This window comes from Roseovarius gaetbuli (genome assembly GCF_900172365.1).
In the GTDB taxonomy this organism is placed as follows: domain Bacteria; phylum Pseudomonadota; class Alphaproteobacteria; order Rhodobacterales; family Rhodobacteraceae; genus Roseovarius; species Roseovarius gaetbuli.
Genome location: NZ_FWFJ01000010.1, coordinates 1 through 19,673 on the forward strand (window position 1 = coordinate 1; position 19,673 = coordinate 19,673).

Below are 19,673 nucleotides of genomic sequence, written 5' to 3' on the forward strand. Positions count from 1 at the left end.
AGGTTCTCGGCGCTCTCGCCCTTCGGCTCATAGTACAGATTTGACCGCGCCAATGTCAGCAACGCACATTGGCGGCGAACGCTTAGCTTATGGTTTCCGCTCACCATTTTTTGCCTCGCGTCCCGAGTAACTGTTGCGAGGCATCTGCCAAAAAATCCCGTTCCACCACAAGCTGGCCAATCTTGGAATGCAGCTTGTCGACTTCAGCTGAGCTTACCTGTTCTGGGGCTGCACCTCGGCGCGTGAATGCCGTTGCCATGTTCTCTATCGCCGCGCGTTTCCACGTGCCAATCTGAGTTGGATGAACGCTGTATTTCTTCGACACCTCCGCCAACGTCATCTCCTCGCGGATCGCCTCAAGCGCAACACGGGCTTTGAATTCGGGTGAATGGTTTTTGCGTTTCTTCATACCGGATCACTTCTTTCGTCATGCGATCCACCTTAACAACTGGTCCGAAATTTCGCGACCACCTCTGTGCTTGCCGGTCCGGTGGTCTGCGGCATGAGCCAGGCCGCCAATGACTGGTGTGACCGCCACGTCGATGCCATCGACGAACCCGACCGCCCGATCCCCTCGGGCCGGGTGCCGGGCCGTTGGGGGCTGTGGATCGCGCTGATCATGTCGGCGATGGCGCTTGGTATCGGCGCGCTGCTTGGTCCCTGGGGCTTTGGCGCGACGGTGTTTGGCGTGATCGCGGCCTGGGCCTATTCCGCAGTGCCGGTGCGCCTCAAACGCTCGGGCATCTGGGGGCCGGGGCTTGTGGGGCTGTGTTACGAAGGGCTGCCCTGGTTCACCGGCGCCGCGGTTTTGGCGAATGGCGCGCCTGCGCTGCCGGTGGTGGTTGTGGCGCTGCTTTATGCGCTTGGCGCGCATGGCATCATGACGCTCAATGATTTCAAGGCCTTGGAAGGGCGACCGCCAGATGGGAGTCAACTCTCTTCCGGTCACGCTTGGGCCGGAGCGCGCGGCGCGCGTGGCGTGCTGGGTCATGGCCCTGCCACAGGTGGCGGTGATCGCGCTTTTGTTGGGCTGGGATCGCCCCTGGCACGCCTTGGCGATTGCCGGGCTTTTGGCGGCGCAGTTCTGGGCGATGCGGGTCTTGCTGTCCGATCCCAAGGGTCGCACGCCCTGGTATAACGGCACCGGCGTCACCTTTTACGTCAGCGGCATGATGGTCTCTGCTTTCGCGCTGCGCACGATTGGCGGTCTGGGATGACCCTGAGCTGGCTTCAGATCGTCCGGCTTGGCCCGGTGCAAATGGCATTGAGCGCGATTGTCGTGCTGACCACCTCGACGCTGAACCGTCTGATGGTGGTCGAACTGGTCCTGCCGACGGTCTTGCCGGGGCTTTTGGTGGCGCTGCATTACGGCATTCAGATCACCCGGCCCAATTGGGGCTTTCTGTCCGACACGGGCGGCCATCGCACCCGTTGGATCATCGGCGGCATGCTGGCGCTTGCGCTTGGCGGGATGGGGGCGGCGTTGAGCGTTCTGGTGTTGGCCGAACATTTTGCCGTCGGCCTGGTGCTTTCGGTGGTCTCTTATGCCTTGGTCGGTCTTGGGGTCGGGGCCTCTGGCACCTCGCTTCTGGCGTTATTGGCCACGGCGACGGCGCCGCATCGCCGCGCGGCGGCGGCCACGATCACCTGGCTGATGATGATCGCAGGCATTGCGGTCACGGCCGCCACGGTCGGCTCGTTCCTTGATCCCTATAGCCCGGCGCTGTTGGTCAAGATCGTGGGTATCGTCACGACTGGCGCGTTTTTCGTGACCCTTCTCGCGGTCTGGGGCATCGAGGCCCGCGTCAGCGCCGACCCTGACCTGAATGCGGCGCCGATGAGGTTTCGCGAGGAGCTGGCCGAGATCTGGGCCGAACCCGAGGCCCGGCATTTCACCATCTTCGTCTTTTTGTCGATGACCGCCTATTTCATGCAGGAACTTATCCTTGAGCCCTATGCCGGTCTGGTGTTCGGCTTTACGCCCGGCCAATCGACAAGCCTGTCTGGCGCGCAGAATGGCGGGGTTTTCCTTGGCATGCTCAGGGTCGGCATCGCCGCCACAGGATTTTGTCTTGGCAGTTTGAAACACTGGGTCGTGGCGGGCTGTCTTGGCTCGGCCTGCGCGCTTGCAGGGATCACTCTGCTTGGGGGCCTCGGCGCGACAGCGGCATTCGTCCCGGCCGTTGTGGCGCTTGGCGTCTTCAACGGCATGTTCGCCGTGGCCGCGATTGGCGCGATGATGGCCTTGGCCGGGCAGGGGCGCGGCGCGCGCGAAGGCACCCGCATGGGGTTTTGGGGCGCGGCACAGGCGATTGCGGTCGGCTTTGGCGGGCTGATCGGTGCGGCCTCGGTTGACGTTATGCGCCTCTGGCTTGGCAATGATGCCCAGGCCTTTGGCACGGTCTTTCTGTTCGAGGCCACTCTATTCGTTCTCTCGGCGCTGCTGGCGCTCAGGGTGATTGATCACGGTCGCAACCGCGGTGCGGCCCTTGTTGCGGGGGAATGAGCATGTTTGACGTTGTCGTTATAGGCGGCGGGCCGTCGGGGGCCACGGCGGCCGATGATCTGGCGCGCTCTGGCTATAGTGTGGCGCTTCTGGATCGGGACGGGCGGATCAAGCCCTGTGGCGGCGCGGTGCCGCCGCGCATGAACGCCGATTTCCACATCCCCGACAGTCAGCTTGTGGCCAAGGTCACCACCGCGCGGATGATCTCACCCACGGGGCGCAAGGTGGATATTGCGATTGAAAACGGCTTTGTCGGCATGGTCGATCGTGACCGCTTTGACGAATTCCTGCGGGCGCGGGCGGCCCGTGCCGGGGCCAGCCGGGTCACCGGCACCTTTCTGCGCATCGAGCGCGACACTGGCACCACCAGCGTGATCTATCGCGACAAGACCAGCGGCGAGGAGGCTCGTCTTGCCACGCGGTTGGTCATCGGCGCCGAGGTGCCCGGCGGCGACAAGATTCCCTATGTCATCGCCTGTCACGAGATTATCGAGGCCCCGCGCCCGAGCGAGCACTATGATCCGACCCGCTGTGACGTGATCTATGACGGCGCGATTTCGCCCGATTTTTATGGCTGGGTGTTTCCGCATGGCACATCCGCCAGCGTTGGCATGGGCAGCATGATCCGCGAGGTCGACCTCAAGAAGGCCACCGCGCAATTGCGCGCGGCCTCTGGCTTGACCGACTGCAAGACGATCCGCCGCGAAGGCGCGCCTATCCCTCTCAAGCCAATGGAGTGCTGGGACAATGGCCGCGAGGTTCTGCTTGCGGGCGATGCGGCGGGGGTGGTTGCGCTCTCCTCTGGCGAGGGGATTTATTATGCCATGGTCGGCGGTCGCGTGGCAGCGACGGCCTGTCTTGCCTCGGGGCGGGTGCGCGACCTGAAACTTGCGCGCCAATTGTTCATGCGCGACCATAAGACCGTGTTTCGTGTACTGGCATCCATGCAAAACGCCTATTATAGATCAGACGAGCGGCGCGAGCGGTTCGTGTCGCTCTGTCATGATATCGACGTGCAACGCCTGACATTCGAGGCCTATATGAACAAGAAACTGGTGCGCGCCCGCCCGCTGGCGCATGTCAAGATCGGCTTGAAGAACCTCGCGCATCTGACGCGGATCGTGCCCGAGTCTTACGTATGACGGTGCTTATTCCCACATGGGTGGGCGGCGATCTTGTGGCCGTCGAAAAGCTTGAGGCGCATCAGCGCGGTTTGCGTCACAAGGCGGTGTCGGTCTTCGTGATGGCGGGCGACGATCTTTTGATCCAGCGCCGCGCGCTTGGCAAATATCACACCCCGGGGCTTTGGGCGAATACCTGTTGCACGCATCCCAACTGGGGCGAAGACCCCGAACCCTGCGCGCATCGGCGCCTGACCGAAGAGCTTGGCATCACCGGGCTGAGCCTCACGCACCGCGACCGCGTGGAATACCGCGCCGATGTGGGCGGCGGGCTTGTGGAACATGAAGTGGTCGATATCTTCATGGCGCGGCTGCCCGAGCGCATCCCGCTTGATCCCAATCCCGAAGAGGTGATGGAGACCCGCTGGATCAGCCTGAACACGCTGAACCTCGCGCTTGCGACGCACCCCTCACGCTATACACCCTGGCTTCGGATTTACATGCAAGAGCATGCAGCGCAGATTTTTGCCTGACGGGAGGATTGGGGGCGCTGCCCCCATCGCCGCAAAGCGACGATTCCCCCGGGATATTTAGGGCAAGAAGAAACGGCTGGGCCTATTTGCCTTTCCAGACCGGATCGCGCTTTTCGGCGAAGGCGCGCGCGCCTTCAAGTTGGTCTTCAGAGGCGTAAAGGGTGTCCACCGTCGCAAGCTGGCGTTTGGTAATCCGGTTCATCGCATCCTGAAAGCGCAGTGCTTCGGCGTCGCGTACGATCTCTTTGATGGCGGCGTAGACCAGCGGCGGGCCGGAGGCCAATTGATCGGCCATGGCGCGCGCTTCGGCCATGAGGCGGTCGCCGGGGTAAAGATGATTGACGATGCCCCAGCGGGCGGCCTCTTCAGCCTCAAGCCAGCGACCGGTCAGCAGCATTTCCATCGCGATATGATAGGGGATGCGCTTGGGCAGTTTGACGCTGGCGGCATCGGCCACCGTGCCGGAGCGGATTTCGGGCAGGGCAAAGCTGGCGTGATCCGCCGCGAGGATGATATCGGCCGAAAGCGCCAGTTCAAGCCCGCCCCCACAGCAAATCCCGTTGACGGCGGCGATCACCGGTTTGTTGAGGCCGCGCAATTCCTGCAACCCGCCAAAGCCGCCAACCCCGTAATCGCCGTCAACCGCATCGCCATCCGCCGCCGCCTTGAGATCCCAGCCGGGGCAAAAGAACTTATCGCCCGCCCCGGTGAGAAGGGCCACACGCAACGCAGGATCATCGCGGAAATCGCGAAAGACCTCGCCCATGATGCGGCTTGTCTCAAGATCAATTGCATTGGCCTTGGGGCGGTCAAGCGTCACCTCCAGCACGGCGCCGCGGCGTTCGGTTTTCACTGGGCTTTGGGTCATCTCTCGTCTCCGATCCTGATCAGGGCATCTGCGGCGATTGCGAAAGTTTCGCCACATATCAAAGGGTTGATTTCAATCTCGTCCAGGCGCGCCGCATTTGCGGTCACATAAGCCTGCACCGCCATGACCGCACGTGCAATGGCGTCGGTATCCACCCCCGACTTGCCGCGATAGCCCGCAAGCAGGGGGGCGATGCGCAATCGTTTCAGGGCCGCGCAAATCTCGGGCTTTTGTACGGGCAGCAACAGGGATTGACTGTCGGCCATGACCTCGGTCAGCACCCCGCCCGCGGCAAGCGTCAAGACAAAGCCATGCGCAGGATCGCGCAGCACGCCGATCAACAGTTCGACCAATCCACCGGTGATCATAGCCTCAATGAGAAATCCGTCGCTTTCCATGTCAGCGGCGGCCTCGGCCACGGCCTCGGGGTTAGTGAGGCTTAGCGCCACCAATCCGGCCTCGGATTTATGCGCGACGCCCTGACCTTTGAGGGCAACAGGAAAGCCAAGGTGCTCGGCGACGCAGGCGGCCTCTTGCGCTGTCGCGGCAGAGCATGAGGCGGGCACCGAGAGGCCAAACCCGGCCAGGGCGTGCTTGGCCTCAGATTCAGATAGCATATGCACGTCATTCGGCGCGCCAGGAGGCAGGATCGGCTCTGGCGCAAGGCGCGGTAGCCCTAGGCGAGCGGAAAGCGCAATCGCGGTGAGGGCATCATCAAGCCCGATCAACGGGATCAACCCGGCGGCAATACAGCGCGCGATGATCGGCTCTGGCAGGGTCTCGGGCAGGGTGGACAAAAGCGCAAGCGGCTTGCCTGCACGGGCGCGGGCCGCACCGCCTGCCTCAATCACGCAATCCCAGGCCGAAGGATCGCACCGATCCGGGCGCGGAAAATCGACAATGACACAGCCCATCGCCACATCCCCCGCCAGCATTGCCGCGAACGTGTCGGTCATGCGCGCGACGTCACCCCAGATAAAGGTATGATAATCCAAGGGGTTGGCCAATGCTACCCGTGGGCCAAGCGCCGCGCGCAGGCCGTTAATCTGGACGGGATCAAGCGGTGGAAAGGCGATGTCGCGGCCCAGGGCGCTATCGGCCATCAGGCTTGCCTCGCCGCCCGAACACGACAGAGACACGATCCGGTTTGATGGGAGCGGCCCGGCCAAATGCAAGAGCTTGAGCGTTTCCATAAAGGCAGGCAGGCCCTCGACCTGCGCCACGCCGAGGCGTGCCAAAAGGGCGCGCGCGCCTGCGTCTGATCCAGAAAGTGACGCTGTATGCGAAACCGCCGCCGCGCGCGCCTGTTCGGATTTGCCCGCCTTGAGGGCGACGATTGGCTTGCCAAGGGCGCGGGCCTCGCGGGTGAGGGTTTCGAAGGCATCAAGATCGCCGATCCCCTCGATATGCAGGCCAAGGGCGGTCACACGGGGATCGGCCAAGAGCGCGCGACCAAGCTGCGCAAGACCAAGCTGCGCCTGATTGCCCGCCGTCATCAGATAGGCAATCGGCAAGCCGCGCGCCTGCATGCTCAGGTTGATCGCGATGTTCGAGCTTTGGGTCAGGATCGCGACGCCACTTTCCACCCGCTGTCCGCCATGTTGATCCGGCCATAAAAGCGCGCCGTCGAGATAGTTGATGTAGCCATAACAATTGGGGCCGATGATTGGCATAGCGCCCGCAGCCTCCAGCAATCGGTCCTGCAAGGCATCGCCATCGCCGGTTTCGGCCTGCATCTCGCGAAAGCCGCTGGCAAAACAGACCGCGCCACCAGCCCCGATGGCCGAGAGGTGCGCCACGACATCCAGCGTGGTCTCGCGATTGACGCCGATAAAGACCGCATCAGGCACGCCGGGAAGACCCTCAAGGCTGGCAAATGCCGCGCGCCCGGCAATCTCGGGGCGTGTGGGGTGAACCGGCCAGACAGGGCCGACGAAACCGATCTTGCCACATTGCTCAACCACAGAAGTACACCATGCGCCGCCACCTACGACAGCGATCGAACCGGGGCGTAACAGCCGATCCAAGCTGGGCGTCATTGGCTGATCCCTGGGTGTGCCGCACAGACGGGAGCCTCCGGCGGGGATATTTTCAGCAAGAAGAACTGGCCGTAACGCGATATTAACCAAGCACCGCGAGTCTGTTCGTACGGTACAGGCGGGGACGCCGATGACCGTGCAAGGAGAAGAGGCGTGACCTTTTCACCGGGGGGGGCTTGCGGGCCTCCCCTTTTCTTCTTGCTCCAAATATCCCCGCCGGAGGCATGAATACTCTTTTGGACGGGCATCGCCTCAGGCTCCCAGGGGGCGAAGCAGATCGCGGCTTATGATATGGCGCTGAATTTCGCTTGTGCCGTCCCAGATCCGTTCGACCCGCGCATCGCGCCAGAAGCGTTCGATGGGGAAATCATTCATCAGCCCCATGCCGCCGTAAATCTGCAAGGTGGCGTCGGTGACTCGCGCGAGCATTTCCGAGGCGTAGAGTTTGGCGCTGGCGATTTCGCGGTTAGCCGACAGGCCCTGATCCAACCGCCAGGCGGCGTTCAGGGTTAGAAGGTCGGCGGCGTCGATTTCCGTAATCATATCGGCAATCTGAAAGCTGACCCCTTGGAATTTGCCAATCTGCTGGCCGAATTGTTTGCGGTCTGCGGCATAGTTGAGCGCGTAGTCAAAACAGCGCCGCGCGCGCCCGACGCTCATCGTGGCCACGGTAATCCGGGTGGCGTAAAGCCATTCGTTCATCACCGCGAAACCGCCATCGACCTCGCCCAGAACCTGCGCATCCGACAGGCGGCAATCATCGAACTCCAGAATGCAGTTCTTATAGCCCCGGTGGCTGACCGACTTATAGCCGTCGCGGATGGTAAAGCCGGGCGTGCCGCGATCGACCAGGAATGTGGTGATACGCTTTTTCGGTCCGCGCGGGGTGTCGTCTTCACCAGTGGCGACGAAAACAATAATGAAATCAGCGTGATCCGCGCCACTTATAAAGTGCTTTGTGCCGTTGAGAAGCCAATCCCCGCCGTCGCGCCGCGCCGAGCAGGTCATGCCGCGCACATCCGAGCCGGCGCCCGGTTCGGTCATCGCAAGCGCATCCATCCGCTCGCCGCGCACCGCAGGAAGCAGGTAGCGCTCGCGCTGTTCGCCCGTACAAGCCATCAGGATATTTTGCGGACGTCCGAAAAAGTGGTTAAGCGCCATCGACCCGCGCCCCAATTCGCGCTCGACCAGGGCAAATTCGAGATGGTTGAGGCCCGCGCCGCCGACCTCTTCGGGGAAATTACAGGCGTAAAACCCCAGATCAATCGTCTTTTGCTTGATCGCCTGCGCCACCTCGGGCGGCACCTCGCCGGTGCGCTCGACCTCGGCCTCGTGGGGGTAGATCTCGTTCTCGACAAAGCTGCGTACTGTCGAGACGATCATCTCCTGTTCGTCGCTCAATCCGAAATGCATCTCAGTCTTCCTTGTGCAGGGCGGCCAGGGCCTCGACCCGCGCCAGAACCTCGGGCAGGGGATCGCACGAGCGGCGCGTTTCAAGGTTCACATGCAGCATGAACTGATCCGATGTGGCCAGAAGCTCGCCATCGCTTTCGCGCTTCATCTCATGATAACACCGCAGCTTTTTGCCCGACCCTTCGGTCACGCGGGTTTCGACGATGATGTGTTCGCCGGCCTGCGCCTCGGCCAAAAACTTGATCGTGGTCTCGGCGGTGAAATAGCTGTTGCCCGCCGCGATATAGGCGGCATCGGCGCCGACATGGGTCATCACCGCATCGGCCGCATCGCTAAAGAGCTGGCCATAGCGGCCCTCGTTCATATGACCGTTATAATCGGTCCAATCGGCGGGAATGACACGGCGCGCGCTGACAATCGGCTGGCCATCCTCAAGCCTAGGGCGGAACGTCACCTGATGCTCGTTGATCAGCCGCCCGGCGGCGTTGCCTTGCTGGCGCAGGGCGCGCATCATCGCGATCAGGTTGTTGTCGCGCTTGCGCTCAAGCTCACGGATGCTCAGGTGGCCCGATTGCGCATCGGATTGATCGGCGATCATCTGGGCAAGCTCATCGGTCAGTTCCGGCACATCCATCAGCTTGGTCCAGGGCCACTGAAGGCAGGGGCCGAACTGATCAATGAAATGCCTCATTCCGGCCTCGCCGCCGGCGATGCGGTAGGTCTCGAACAGGCCCATTTGCCCCCAGCGGAGGCCAAAGCCAAAGCGGATTGCGTTGTCGATTTCTTCGGTCGTCGCGATCCCGTCCTTGATAAGCCAAAGCGCCTCGCGCCACACGGCCTCTAGGAAACGATCGGCGATATGGGCGTCGATTTCCTTTTTGACATGAAGCGGATAGAGGCCAAGCGCGGTCAGGGTCTCGCTGGCCTCCGCCACCAGGTCGGCGCTGTTCTTCTCGGTCGTGACAAGCTCGATCAGCGGCAAAAGATAGACCGGGTTGAACGGATGCGTCACCACGATCTGTTCGGGGCGCGTGGCGCAGCCCTGCAATTCCGAGGGCTTGAAGCCAGAGGTGGACGAGCCGATGATCGCGCCCGCGTCGCAATGCTCCTGCAAGGTCTGATAGACCTTGCGCTTGAGCGCGAGGCGCTCGGGCACGCTTTCCTGAATCCAGCTTGCCCCTGCCACAGCCTCGGACATAGTGTTGTGAAAACTCAATGCGCCCTCGGCGGGCAGCGCCACATCGTAAAGCATCGGCAGCGCGTGGCGTGCATTGCCCAAGACCTCGCCGATTTTGCGCTCGGCCTCGGGATCGGGGTCGAACACCCGCACATCCCAACCATTGAGCAGGAACCGCGCCGCCCATCCGCCGCCGATCACGCCCCCGCCGATAATTGCTGCTGTTTTCGTCATCTTTGTCACTCCCGTTAGCGCAGGATCATTGCGCCGGTATCATATCCGTTGAAATCCAGAATTTCGCGCGCGGCGGTGATCCGGTCTGTGCCGCCCGCCGCGGCGCGGTCAAGCACCCAGCCATAGCCGCCATCGGGCGCGCCGATGGCAGCGGTGCGATAGCCTTCATCGACCCAGATCACCCATAAATCGCGGGGTTTGCCGCCTTGCGGATCTGCAAGACGCCAGCGGTTGGGGCCAAGCGGCGTGGCGCGCCAGAGGGCGGCGAAATCCTTGCACCCGCCATTGGCGTCGCATCCGCGCGACACCAGTTTGAACGCCTCTTGCCCGTCGCGGGCGCGCAGATAGCTGACCCGCCTTAGCCACTCATCGCCGGGGTAATGCGCGCGCAGGTGCCAGTCGCCCGCAAGCCGGATGGCATCGCTGCGGCTGGTATAGGTCAGGGGCACTTGCGTGTCGCGATAGCCGGGGCCGGGGGCCTCGGGCGCGGCGCAACCCGCGATCAGCGTTGCAACCGCCAAGGCGCCCCAGATCCTCATGGCACCAAGGTCTCTGTGTGTCCGTCCACCGCCAGAACCTGCCCCGAAATCTTGTTCGCGGCAGGCGAGGCGAGGAACAGCGCCATATCGGCCAGATCATCGACATTGACCCAACTGCGCAGGCTCACGCCCTTGACATATTGCGCGCGTACCTCGTCCTCGGATTTGCCGCCTGCCGCCGCCTCCATCGCCACAACACGGTCCATCCGGTCGCCCTCGACCGCGCCGGGTGCAAGCGCGTTGACGCGCACGCCGACGGGGCCAAGCTCCATCGCCAATGTCTTGGTCAGGCCGACCAGGCCCCATTTCGCCGCCGCATAGGGCGCGCGCAGCGGGTAGCCGAACAAGCCCGCCGTCGAGCTTGTGATCACGATCAGGCCAGAGCCTTGTGCGCGCATAACCCGCGCCGCCCACCGACAGGTCAGGAAGGTGCCCGAGAGGTTCACATCCAGACAGGCGCGCCAGGCGTCATACTTCAGATCCTCGATCCGCCCGGCGGGCCCGCCGGTGCCGGCATTGGCGCAGACCACATCGACGCCGCCCCATGCGCGTTCGACATCGGCGAAAAACGCCTCCATCTGGGTCTCGTCGGTGACATCGGCCTGAGCGGCGATAAACGCGGGATGCTCGGCGCGGACCCGCGCCACCGCCGCACCATCGGCGTCACAGATCGCAACCCGGTCACCGCGCGCCGCGAAGCGTTTGGCAAGCCCAAGCCCGATCCCCGACGCGCCGCCGGTGATCAGAACGCGCTCGTTCATCCGCGCGGCGCCTGTTTGGTGAGGCCCAGCTTGTCGCGCACCTCTTGCGGGCCGATCACCCGCGCGCCAAGGTTCTCGATGATCCCGACCGCGCGTTCAACAAGTTGCGCATTGGTCGCCAGAATGCCGCGATCAAGCATCAGGTTATCCTCAAGCCCGACGCGCACATTGCCGCCCGCAAGAACGCTTGCCGCCACATAAGGCATCTGGTTGCGCCCAAGGCCAAAGGCCGAAAACGTCCAGTTGTCCGGCACGTTATTGACCATCGCCATGAAGGTATTGAGATCATCCGGCGCGCCCCACGGCACGCCCATGCAGAGCTGCACAAGCGCGTCGGGCTCCAGAATGCCATCGGCGACAAGCTGTTTGGCATACCAGAGATGGCCGGTGTCAAAGGCCTCGATCTCTGGCTTTACGCCAAGCTCGGTCATCATCCGGCCCATCGCTTGCAACATGCCGGGGGTGTTGGTCATCACGTAATCGGCCTCGGCGAAATTCATCGTGCCGCAATCGAGCGTGCAGATTTCCGGCAGGCAGTCGGCCACATGCGCCACCCTCTCGGTCGCGCCCGCCATATCGGTGCCGGCCGCTTTCGGCGGCAGCGGGCTCTCAACCCCGCCAAAGACGATATCGCCGCCCATCCCGGCGGTCAGGTTCAGCACCACGTCGGTGGCGCTGTCGCGGATGCGGTCGGTGACCTCGCGAAACAGGCCAAGATCACGGCTTGGCGCGCCGGTTTCGGGGTCGCGCACGTGGCAATGCACCACGGCCGCCCCGGCCTTGGCCGCCGCAATCGCGCTGTCGGCGATCTGTTCGGGCGAGCGCGGCACATGCGGGCTTTTGTCTTGCGTGCCCCCCGATCCGGTGACGGCACAGGTGATGAAAACCTCGCGGTTCATGGTAAGCGGCATGGGGGCTCCTCCGGGGATGATGGTCTGGCTTAGCCTAGCGCGCTGGTGTTGATCTATATCTTGCAGTAAAAGACAAAAATCATGCCGCAATGGACAAAATCACCAGACGCCCCGGTTAGCATCGCCTTCCTGATCTTTGATCAGTTCTCAAACCTGTGCCTTGCCAACTGTCTTGAGCCGCTGCGCGCGGCCAATACCCTGACGCGGCGGTCAAGTTTCGACTGGCAGATTTTGACACGCACCGGCGAGCCGGTCCTGTCGTCTTCGGGGATGCAGGTGGTGCCGCACAAGCCGCTCAAGGCGCTTGAGACCTGTGATTGCCTGTTCGTTGTGGCGAGTTACGCCCATACCAAGCACGACACCGCCGACACCCGCCGCGCGCTGCGCGCCGCCGTGACGCGCGCCAAAAATGTGGTCGGTCTGGATGCCGGGCCATGGCTTTTGGCCTCGGCGGGTTTGCTGAACGGGCGGCGCGCCACGGTGCATTGGGACCTGCTTGACGCCTTTACCGAGCGGTTTCTCGATATCGAGGTGGCGCGCGCGCGGGTGCTGAGCGATGGGCCTTACATGACCTGCGCCGGGGCGATGTCGGCGCTTGATCTGACGCTGGGGCTGATTGCCGATCGGTTGGGCCTGTCGGTGCGCCTTGATGTCGAGGCGATGTTTATTCACGGTGACCCCCCGGTCAGCGCGGCCCGTGAGGGGCAGGCGGTGGGCGATGCGCTTGTGCGCCGGGCGCTGACGGTGATGCGCGACACGCTTGAGCGGCCCCTGTCACAGGCCGAGCTTGCGCGCCACCTGTCGTGTCAGGCGCGCACGCTTGATCGTCGGTTTCGCGCCGGGCTTGGGGCGCCGCCGGGCACGGTTTACCGGCATCTGCGGCTGTCGTCGGCGCGCAAGATGCTAGAAGGCACCAGTCTTGGTATTGCCGAAATCGCCCTGCGCTGTGGCTATGATTCCCCGGCGGCCATGGCCCGCGCGATGCGGCGCCATTACGGCGCCAGCCCGCGCGAGTTGCGCAAATCCGGCTGAGGTGGATCAGAGGGTCGGCAGGCGATACATGCCGGAGCTGGAAAACGCGATCGAACTTCCGTCTTCGATATCCTCGGCAAAGCGCTGTGCGATGACGCGAAGCGCGGTTTGCCGCCCCTTGGCCACCAGGGCACGCCGCGACGGAAGCGCAGGTGTCAGCCCGGGTTTCAGCAGGGTCTGTGACCAGATCAGCGGGTGCAACTCCTGCATGTGATTTTCCAAAAGCCAGTCAAGACAGTCATGGATGCGCGCGCGCGATGCCTCGGCGCCCAAAGGCAGACGCGCCTTGCCGCTGCGCGGGGCCATCACGATGCCGCAAAAGGCGGAAAGCTGATTGATCACATGCTGATCTCGCTTGCGCGCCACGATATCGCGCAGCCCGTCGATGAAGAAATCGCAATCCAGCCGCTCAAGCGCGCCGGGATCAAGCGCCAATGCATCAAGGTAAACCCAGGCATATCCGCCCGCGCCCCAAACCTCGCCGGTACGCGCGGCGGTGCGGCGCGCCTCAAGGTCGAGCATCTCGTAACTGCCATAGCGCGTGGGCAAGATCACCTCGCCAAGGGCGCGCATGTGGCGCGGGCTATCGGGGTCAAGGTCGATCAGTTTCTCGTAATCATCCGCCACCCGAAGGCGTGGCCTCTGCCGCCCGGCCAAAAGCGCGCATTGCGCCGAGGCCAGCGACGGCGCGTCAAGGTCAACCCCGTCAAAGGGCCCGAGAATATCGTCGGCGCGCTTGAAATGCAGGTGAAACTGCGCCTCGTGCTCGACGGTTTTGCGCTCTGTTGCCGTCGCGCGCCAGGCCCAGCCGATGTCGATATGGGTCAGCGCCACGATCAGCGCACAGGCATAGTTGTCATGAAATTCGGCGCGCATTTCCTCAAGCGCGTCAATGCCCGCAGTGTCCGGCGCAACCCCGTCATGCAGCGAATCCTCGGCCGCCGCGACCACATCGGCGCGCGCGCCATAGGCCAAAAGCATCGTGGCATTCTCGCCGCCCGGCGTGCGCAGCCGAGCCTCGTCGCCATATTCAATCAGGCGCGCCAGCTCTTCCCACATTTCCTGGCGGGCAAGTTTCTGGCCTTTGTCCTGATGGGTGGCACGGGCCATTTCCTCATCGGTGACCGGCAGGGACGGCAACAGGATGCGCTTGGTCAGGCTGTCCAGGTCGGTCTGCGGCTTGCGGCGCAACAGCCCCAGCAAGTCAGGCAGGCGGCGCCCATCGCGGCCCTTGCGCATGCGCGGGTACGGTGTGGTATTCTCTGATTCTGCAATCGGTTCGAAAGGCATGGCGTCTCCGGCGTGCTACTCTGGAACACCCTGACGCCGCTTTTCGACCAAAAGAGGGCAAGCCTAGGGTGAAGGCAGGGAATTTGCGGCCAACCGCATCGGCGTTGCTTTGGCGGACGACTCGGGGCACACTCGACTCATGAAAAAGCTGCTGTTTGTTGTTTTTATTGCGATTTTCCCGCTCTCCAGTCTTGCTGAAGAGGGCGCGAATAGCGCTTTTCCCCTGTCACCGCTGGCGCGCGATGGCAATATTCCGCGCACAAGATGGGAACACCGGGCCGATGCGCCCCTTTTAACCCGTACGGCCTTGTCGGCCCTCAAGGCGCATGGCGCCGCGCTGACAAAGGTGGTGCCGCGCGACATCGTAACCTGGTGCCCGGCCTATCCGCAGGCCAGCGATGCCAATCGGCGGGCGTTCTGGGTTGGGTTTTTATCGGCCCTGGCCAAGCATGAAAGCACGTATAACCCGCGTGCCGTGGGCGGTGGTGGGCGATGGTACGGGCTGTTGCAGATCCTGCCAGCCACGGCGCGCGGCTATCAATGTCGTGCGGGATCAGGCGAGGCATTGCAGGACGGGCCTGCAAACCTGTCCTGTGCGGTGCGGATCATGGCGCATACGGTTTTGCGCGACGGGGTGGTGTCGGAGGGCATGCGCGGCGTGGCCGCCGATTGGGGGCCGCTGCACAGCGCCAGAAAGCGCCAGGACATGCAACGCTGGACCCGTGCACAAAGCTATTGCAAACCGCTCTCTTCCGTCCGCCCCCGCACGCGCCCTGCACGCCTTGCGCAGGTCGTTGACTGAGTCCCAGAAAATTCGGCGAATTTTCTGTCTCATTTTCTTCGACGAAGAAAATGGCCGCTCAGACGCCGCGGATGCGTGTCACCATTTCTGTCGTATCCCGGCTTAGCCCCGGCGTGGCGAGGATGCGGTCAAGTTCTGCCTTGATCAGGGTTTGGCGTGCATCATCGTACCGCCGCCATGTCTCGAACGCCGAGCACATGCGCGCGGTGGTTTGCGGATTGAGCGGATCAAGCCTGATCAGCCAATCCGCCAACAGGCGGTATCCCTTGCCCGAAGCGTGGTGAAAGCCGGCCGGTGACATGACCATCGCCCCAAAGGTGGCGCGAAAGCGGTTGGGGTTGCGAATGTTGAAATCGGCATGATTTGCCAGACGGCTTGCCGCCTCGGCGGTCTCTTCGGGGCTTGCATGCACGATTTGCAGGCTGAACCATTTGTCGACCACAAGCCGGTCCTCTTGCCACTGATCATAGAACGCCTGTGTCGCCGTCTCCCCTGCGCCTGCCTGCAAAAGGCAGGACCATGCCGCCAGTTGCTGGGTCATGTTGTCGGCACTCTCGAATTGCCGGGCGGCCAAGGCGCCGCCGTCCAGACGCGAGATCATGGCCAGGGCGGCGTTTGAGAGCGCGCGCGCGCCGGACTGTTCGGCATCGGGGCGATAGGGTGCGGTGACCTGATGCGCCTTGTTAAGCTCGCGCGCCACCGCTTCGATATGTTTGGCTCGGGCGTTGCGCAGCTGTTCCAGCGCCTCCCAGATGGCCTGGGGGTCAGGCGTGCTGCCCATGTCAAAGAGGGTTTGCGCCAGATCATCCTCGCTTGGGAGGCCAAGTGCCAAGGCGCGAAACGCCGGATCAAGGGTCTCGTCGCGCGCCATCGTCTGGACCGCATCGAGATAGGCCGGGTCGGGCGCGGCGCCCTCGCGGATCATCGCAATTATTCCGTCGCGGGCCAGGGCGCGCCCGGCTTCCCATTTGTTGAACGGGTCGGTGTCATGCGCCAGAAGGAAGGCGCGTTCGGCATTGCTGGTGTCGCGCTCCAAGATAACGGGCGCCGAAAAATCGCGTAAAATAGACGGGATAGGGCGCGAAGCTAATCCATTGAACGAAAAGCTTTGCGCGGCTTGCGTCATCTCGAGAAGGCGGGTTTCCTGAACCTCATCGCCATTGACGCCAAGCAGGCCCAAGGCAATCGGAATAACCCGCGGGTGTTTTGTGTCCTGCCCCGGTGTCGCCGGAGTTTGTTGTTCAAAGTGAAGGGTATAGGTGCCATCCTTGAACTCGTCTCTCACCTTGAGGCGCGGCGTTCCGGCCTCTTCATACCAGAGCTTGAACTGAACCAGATCGCGACCGGTTACCTCTTCAAACACCGCCAGCCAATCCTCGATCGTGCACGCCTGACCATCATGGCGTTCAAAATAGAGATTGAGCGCCTTTTTATACGCCTCATCGCCCACAAGCCGCTTGAGCATCCCGATAAGCTCGGCGCCTTTTTCATAGACCGTGGCGGTATAGAAATTGTTGATCTCGACAAAACTTGCAGGGCGCACCGGATGGGCCAGCGGGCCGTTATCCTCGCGGAACTGCCGTGCGCGCAGGTCGATCACATCCGAGATCCGCTTGACCGGGGCCGAGCGCATGTCAGAGGTGAATTCGGAATCGCGATAGACCGTCAGCCCCTCTTTCAGGCAGAGTTGAAACCAGTCGCGACAGGTGATCCGATTGCCGGTCCAGTTGTGGAAATACTCATGCGCGATGATCGCTTCGATACGTTCGAAATTGGCATCTGTCGAGGTTTTAGGTGTGGATAAGACGCAGGACGAGTTGAAGATGTTCAAGCCCTTGTTTTCCATCGCGCCCATGTTGAAGTCATCCACCGCAACGATGTTGAAGATATCGAGGTCATATTCGCGTCCGTAAACCTCTTCATCCCATTTCATCGACTTTTTGAGCGCCTCCATACCAAAGGCGCATTTGCCCTCATCACCGGGGCGTACCCAGATGTTGAGCTCGACATCGCGGCCAGAGCGGGTGGTGAAACGATCCGGGTGGTTGACAAGATCGCCCGCGACAAGCGCGAAAAGATAGGCCGGTTTTGGCCAGGGATCATGCCATTCGGCAAAGCCATCCCCCTGCGCGACCGCATCGCCATTGGACAACAGAACCGGCGCATCGCCCTCGATGCGGACGCTGAACACGCTCATCACATCGGGGCGGTCCGGGTAATAGGTAATCTTGCGAAAGCCTTCGGCCTCGCATTGGGTGCAATACATGCCGTTCGACATGTAAAGACCCTCAAGGGCGGTATTGGCGGCCGGGTTGATCTCAACCTCGGCCTCGAAGGTGAAGGGCGCGTCCGGCACCTGCGCGCGCAGGCCTTCCGGCGTTATATCAGGCGAAATTTCGGCCCCGTCGATTGTCGCGCGGATAAGGCGCAGTGCCTCGCCATGCAGGAAAAACTCGCGGCTTTGGGCATCCGGGTTGGGGCGAAACCTGATCTTGCTGAGGACGCGGGTCGCCTCGGGGGCGAGACGAAAGGTCAGATGCACCTCGTCCACCAGATAGGCGGGGGGCGTGTAATCCGAGAGGTAAACCGGTTGCGGGGCGGCATCTTTCATCGCGTGCATCTCCTTGAGGGGCGGGGCGTTTGCCGCGACCCTAGGGCGTGGCGCGCGGGCCTGCAATGGGGGCTTTCCCTTGGTGGTGATCCCGCTATCTCTGACGATATGGAAAGGCCGGTCATCTGTTGGTTCAAGCGCGATTTGCGGGTCTGTGATCACCCGGCGCTTGCGCGTGCCGCGGCCCTCGGGCCCGTGATCGCGCTTTACATCATTGAGCCAGAGGCCTGGGCGCAACCCGATGCCTCTGGGCGGCACTATGCGTTTTTGCAAGAGTGCCTAGAGGGCTTGCGCGATGAACTTGCAAAAATTGGCCTACCTCTGACGCTGCGGGTCGGGGATGCGGTCGGCACGCTTGAGGACCTGCGCCGCACCCACGGCATTCGCCATTTGATCAGCCACGAGGAAACCGGCAACGGCTGGAGCTTTGAGCGCGACCGGCGCGTCGGGGCGTGGGCAAAGGCGCAAGGCGTGGCCTGGCGGGAACTTGCGCAATGCGGTGTGGTGCGCCGCCTGAAAGGTCGCGATCACTGGCAGGCAACCTGGAATGCCTTTATCGCGGTGCCGCTTGTTGCGCCCGTGCAGGCGTGCCGCGCGGTTGAGGGCGTGGCCAGTGATGCGCCCCCCAAGGCCGCCGAATTGGGGGTGAACGATGCCTGCCCGATGCGCCAGAGCGGGGGGCGGGCGCGGGCCTTGCGCGCGCTTGACAGTTTCCTGACGACACGCGGGCGCAGCTATCGGCGGGCCATGTCGTCGCCGCTGGAGGGCGCGCGGGCCTGCTCCCGGCTTAGCCCGCATCTGGCGCTTGGCACAATGTCGATCCGTGAGGTGGTTGCGGCGACCAAGGCAAGCCCGGCGCGCGATGCACAGTGGGCGGGGGCGATCCGCTCGTTTCAGGCGCGGCTGGCCTGGCGCGATCATTTTATCCAGAAGCTGGAGGATGAACCAATGATCGAACATCGCTGTCTGCATCCGGCATATGAGGGGTTGCGCCCGCTGATCCCCGACGCCGCGCGGCTTGCGGCCTGGGACAGGGGCGAAACCGGTCTGCCGTTTGTCGATGCCTGCATGCGCGCGCTCAATGCGACCGGGTGGCTTAATTTTCGCATGCGCGCGATGCTGATGGCGGTGGCATCCTATCACCTCTGGCTCGACTGGCGCAGCACCGGGCCGATCCTTGCGCGCCGCTTTACCGATTACGAGCCGGGCATTCACTGGCCTCAGGTTCAGATGCAATCAGGCACCACCGGGATCAATACGATCCGGATTTACAACCCGGTCAAGCAGGGCCTGGATCAGGACCCGAGCGGCACCTTTACCCGCCGCTGGCTACCCGAGCTGGCCGAGGTGCCGGATGCCCATTTGCAAACCCCTTGGACATGGGAGGGTGCGGCGCGCCTTTTGGGGCACAGCTATCCCGCGCCTGTGGTCGATCCGGTGGCGGCCGCGCGTCATGCGCGCGAGGTGGTCTGGGGCCTGCGCCGCGCGCATAAATCAGACGCCGAGACCGCGCGCATCGTCACCCGCCATGCAAGCCGCAAACGCCCGCGCAAGGCAAAGACCGCCGATCCACAGCTTCGGTTCGATTTCTGATGGCCCGGCAACGCCGCAAATCCGACCTTCCGGTCAAGACCTGCGCCACTTGCGGGCGACCGATGCAATGGCGGCGCAAATGGGCCCGCGTCTGGGACGAGGTGCGCTATTGCAGCGAGGGCTGCCGTCGCCAGCGGTCTGGTGTGAGCGGCGCGCCCCCGGCCGACCGGGATGCATTTGGCCGGTAACGGGGCTGGATAGGGCCAAGGGCCGCGCCCACAGTGCACCGCTCACAGGCTCAAC

17 protein-coding genes and 1 pseudogene are annotated in these 19,673 nt (G+C 63.1%); 8 read left to right on the plus strand and 10 right to left on the minus strand.

Annotated features, from left to right (window positions below; genetic code table 11):
• Positions 1-100 precede the first annotated feature (100 nt).
• Positions 101-409: a transposase gene (locus tag ROG8370_RS20900; RefSeq protein WP_085826351.1), complete on the minus strand. Its 309-nt coding sequence runs from the start codon at positions 407-409 to the stop codon at positions 101-103.
• 66 nt (positions 410-475) lie between these two features.
• Here ROG8370_RS20900 and chlG point away from each other — a divergent pair.
• The 4 genes and pseudogenes from chlG to idi all read left to right on the plus strand — a co-directional run.
• Positions 476-1,217, plus strand: a pseudogene (gene chlG, locus ROG8370_RS06895) (chlorophyll synthase ChlG); the annotation flags it as partial.
• Positions 1,214-2,506, plus strand: a complete 1,293-nt coding sequence (locus tag ROG8370_RS06900; protein ID WP_085826352.1) for a BCD family MFS transporter — start codon at positions 1,214-1,216, stop codon at positions 2,504-2,506. The pseudogene chlG and the gene ROG8370_RS06900, both read left to right, overlap by 4 nt.
• Positions 2,507-2,508: 2 nt before the next feature.
• Positions 2,509-3,648, plus strand: a complete 1,140-nt coding sequence (locus ROG8370_RS06905; RefSeq protein ID WP_085826353.1) for a geranylgeranyl diphosphate reductase — start codon at positions 2,509-2,511, stop codon at positions 3,646-3,648.
• Complete coding sequence (gene idi, locus ROG8370_RS06910; RefSeq protein WP_085826354.1) at positions 3,645-4,160, plus strand: isopentenyl-diphosphate Delta-isomerase; 516 nt, start codon at positions 3,645-3,647, stop codon at positions 4,158-4,160. The genes ROG8370_RS06905 and idi overlap by 4 nt, the downstream gene beginning before the upstream one ends.
• 82 nt (positions 4,161-4,242) lie before the next feature.
• On the opposite strand, the gene ROG8370_RS06915 is transcribed toward idi, so the two are convergent.
• The 7 genes from ROG8370_RS06915 to bcoG form a co-directional block, all read right to left on the minus strand.
• Positions 4,243-5,028 carry a carnitinyl-CoA dehydratase gene (locus tag ROG8370_RS06915; protein WP_085826355.1) on the minus strand — a complete coding sequence of 262 codons (786 nt, stop codon included), beginning with the start codon at positions 5,026-5,028 and terminating at the stop codon, positions 4,243-4,245.
• Positions 5,025-7,067: an acetate--CoA ligase family protein gene (locus ROG8370_RS06920; RefSeq protein ID WP_085826356.1), complete on the minus strand. Its 2,043-nt coding sequence runs from the start codon at positions 7,065-7,067 to the stop codon at positions 5,025-5,027. The genes ROG8370_RS06915 and ROG8370_RS06920 overlap by 4 nt, the downstream gene beginning before the upstream one ends.
• 252 nt (positions 7,068-7,319) lie before the next feature.
• Positions 7,320-8,480: an acyl-CoA dehydrogenase family protein gene (locus ROG8370_RS06925; RefSeq protein WP_085826357.1), complete on the minus strand. Its 1,161-nt coding sequence runs from the start codon at positions 8,478-8,480 to the stop codon at positions 7,320-7,322.
• A gap of 1 nt (position 8,481) precedes the next feature.
• On the minus strand, positions 8,482-9,891 hold the full coding sequence (locus ROG8370_RS06930; RefSeq protein ID WP_085826451.1) for a carnitine 3-dehydrogenase: 1,410 nt from the start codon (positions 9,889-9,891) through the stop codon (positions 8,482-8,484).
• A gap of 14 nt (positions 9,892-9,905) precedes the next feature.
• Positions 9,906-10,430 carry a lipocalin family protein gene (locus tag ROG8370_RS06935; RefSeq protein ID WP_085826358.1) on the minus strand — a complete coding sequence of 175 codons (525 nt, stop codon included), beginning with the start codon at positions 10,428-10,430 and terminating at the stop codon, positions 9,906-9,908.
• A complete protein-coding gene (locus ROG8370_RS06940) occupies positions 10,427-11,191 on the minus strand; it encodes an SDR family oxidoreductase (protein WP_085826359.1) in 765 nt (254 codons plus the stop codon). Before ROG8370_RS06940 ends, ROG8370_RS06935 begins: the two co-directional genes overlap by 4 nt.
• On the minus strand, positions 11,188-12,102 hold the full coding sequence (gene bcoG / locus ROG8370_RS06945; protein WP_085826360.1) for a 3-dehydrocarnitine:acetyl-CoA trimethylamine transferase BcoG: 915 nt from the start codon (positions 12,100-12,102) through the stop codon (positions 11,188-11,190). The genes ROG8370_RS06940 and bcoG overlap by 4 nt, the downstream gene beginning before the upstream one ends.
• Before the next feature lie 81 nt (positions 12,103-12,183).
• Between bcoG and ROG8370_RS06950 the strand changes: the two genes are divergently transcribed.
• A complete protein-coding gene (locus tag ROG8370_RS06950; RefSeq protein ID WP_085826361.1) occupies positions 12,184-13,134 on the plus strand; it encodes a GlxA family transcriptional regulator in 951 nt (316 codons plus the stop codon).
• A gap of 6 nt (positions 13,135-13,140) precedes the next feature.
• Here ROG8370_RS06950 and ROG8370_RS06955 read toward each other — a convergent pair whose 3' ends face one another.
• Entirely contained in the window at positions 13,141-14,424 is a 1,284-nt protein-coding gene (locus ROG8370_RS06955) for a hypothetical protein (protein WP_085826362.1), read from the minus strand.
• A 139-nt stretch (positions 14,425-14,563) separates the two neighbouring features.
• Between ROG8370_RS06955 and ROG8370_RS06960 the strand changes: the two genes are divergently transcribed.
• The gene (locus tag ROG8370_RS06960) at positions 14,564-15,226 is read left to right on the plus strand and encodes a transglycosylase SLT domain-containing protein (RefSeq protein ID WP_085826363.1); all 663 of its coding nucleotides are present in this window, start codon (positions 14,564-14,566) and stop codon (positions 15,224-15,226) included.
• 58 nt (positions 15,227-15,284) lie between these two features.
• Here ROG8370_RS06960 and pepN read toward each other — a convergent pair whose 3' ends face one another.
• Positions 15,285-17,837, minus strand: coding sequence for an aminopeptidase N (gene pepN / locus ROG8370_RS06965; RefSeq protein WP_085826364.1), 2,553 nt, complete (start codon positions 17,835-17,837; stop codon positions 15,285-15,287).
• Between the two features lie 108 nt (positions 17,838-17,945).
• Here pepN and ROG8370_RS06970 point away from each other — a divergent pair, with 108 nt between their 5' ends.
• Together ROG8370_RS06970 and ROG8370_RS06975 are read left to right on the plus strand one after the other, a co-directional pair.
• Entirely contained in the window at positions 17,946-19,430 is a 1,485-nt protein-coding gene (locus tag ROG8370_RS06970) for an FAD-binding domain-containing protein (protein WP_085826365.1), read from the plus strand.
• Complete coding sequence (locus ROG8370_RS06975) at positions 19,430-19,618, plus strand: DUF2256 domain-containing protein (RefSeq protein ID WP_085826366.1); 189 nt, start codon at positions 19,430-19,432, stop codon at positions 19,616-19,618. Before ROG8370_RS06970 ends, ROG8370_RS06975 begins: the two co-directional genes overlap by 1 nt.
• Positions 19,619-19,673 lie beyond the last annotated feature (55 nt).

Bases quoted from the DNA above. Each gene is read 5' to 3' on its own strand.
- ROG8370_RS20900 (WP_085826351.1), bottom strand. From the start codon at position 409: ATGAAGAAACGCAAAAACCATTCACCCGAATTCAAAGCCCGTGTTGCG.
- ROG8370_RS06900 (WP_085826352.1), top strand. From the start codon at position 1,214: ATGACCCTGAGCTGGCTTCAGATCGTCCGGCTTGGCCCGGTGCAAATG.
- ROG8370_RS06905 (WP_085826353.1), top strand. From the start codon at position 2,509: ATGTTTGACGTTGTCGTTATAGGCGGCGGGCCGTCGGGGGCCACGGCG.
- idi (WP_085826354.1), top strand. From the start codon at position 3,645: ATGACGGTGCTTATTCCCACATGGGTGGGCGGCGATCTTGTGGCCGTC.
- ROG8370_RS06915 (WP_085826355.1), bottom strand. From the start codon at position 5,028: ATGACCCAAAGCCCAGTGAAAACCGAACGCCGCGGCGCCGTGCTGGAG.
- ROG8370_RS06920 (WP_085826356.1), bottom strand. From the start codon at position 7,067: ATGACGCCCAGCTTGGATCGGCTGTTACGCCCCGGTTCGATCGCTGTC.
- ROG8370_RS06925 (WP_085826357.1), bottom strand. From the start codon at position 8,480: ATGCATTTCGGATTGAGCGACGAACAGGAGATGATCGTCTCGACAGTA.
- ROG8370_RS06930 (WP_085826451.1), bottom strand. From the start codon at position 9,891: ATGACGAAAACAGCAGCAATTATCGGCGGGGGCGTGATCGGCGGCGGA.
- ROG8370_RS06935 (WP_085826358.1), bottom strand. From the start codon at position 10,430: ATGAGGATCTGGGGCGCCTTGGCGGTTGCAACGCTGATCGCGGGTTGC.
- ROG8370_RS06940 (WP_085826359.1), bottom strand. From the start codon at position 11,191: ATGAACGAGCGCGTTCTGATCACCGGCGGCGCGTCGGGGATCGGGCTT.
- bcoG (WP_085826360.1), bottom strand. From the start codon at position 12,102: ATGCCGCTTACCATGAACCGCGAGGTTTTCATCACCTGTGCCGTCACC.
- ROG8370_RS06950 (WP_085826361.1), top strand. From the start codon at position 12,184: ATGCCGCAATGGACAAAATCACCAGACGCCCCGGTTAGCATCGCCTTC.
- ROG8370_RS06955 (WP_085826362.1), bottom strand. From the start codon at position 14,424: ATGCCTTTCGAACCGATTGCAGAATCAGAGAATACCACACCGTACCCG.
- ROG8370_RS06960 (WP_085826363.1), top strand. From the start codon at position 14,564: ATGAAAAAGCTGCTGTTTGTTGTTTTTATTGCGATTTTCCCGCTCTCC.
- pepN (WP_085826364.1), bottom strand. From the start codon at position 17,837: ATGAAAGATGCCGCCCCGCAACCGGTTTACCTCTCGGATTACACGCCC.
- ROG8370_RS06970 (WP_085826365.1), top strand. From the start codon at position 17,946: ATGGAAAGGCCGGTCATCTGTTGGTTCAAGCGCGATTTGCGGGTCTGT.
- ROG8370_RS06975 (WP_085826366.1), top strand. From the start codon at position 19,430: ATGGCCCGGCAACGCCGCAAATCCGACCTTCCGGTCAAGACCTGCGCC.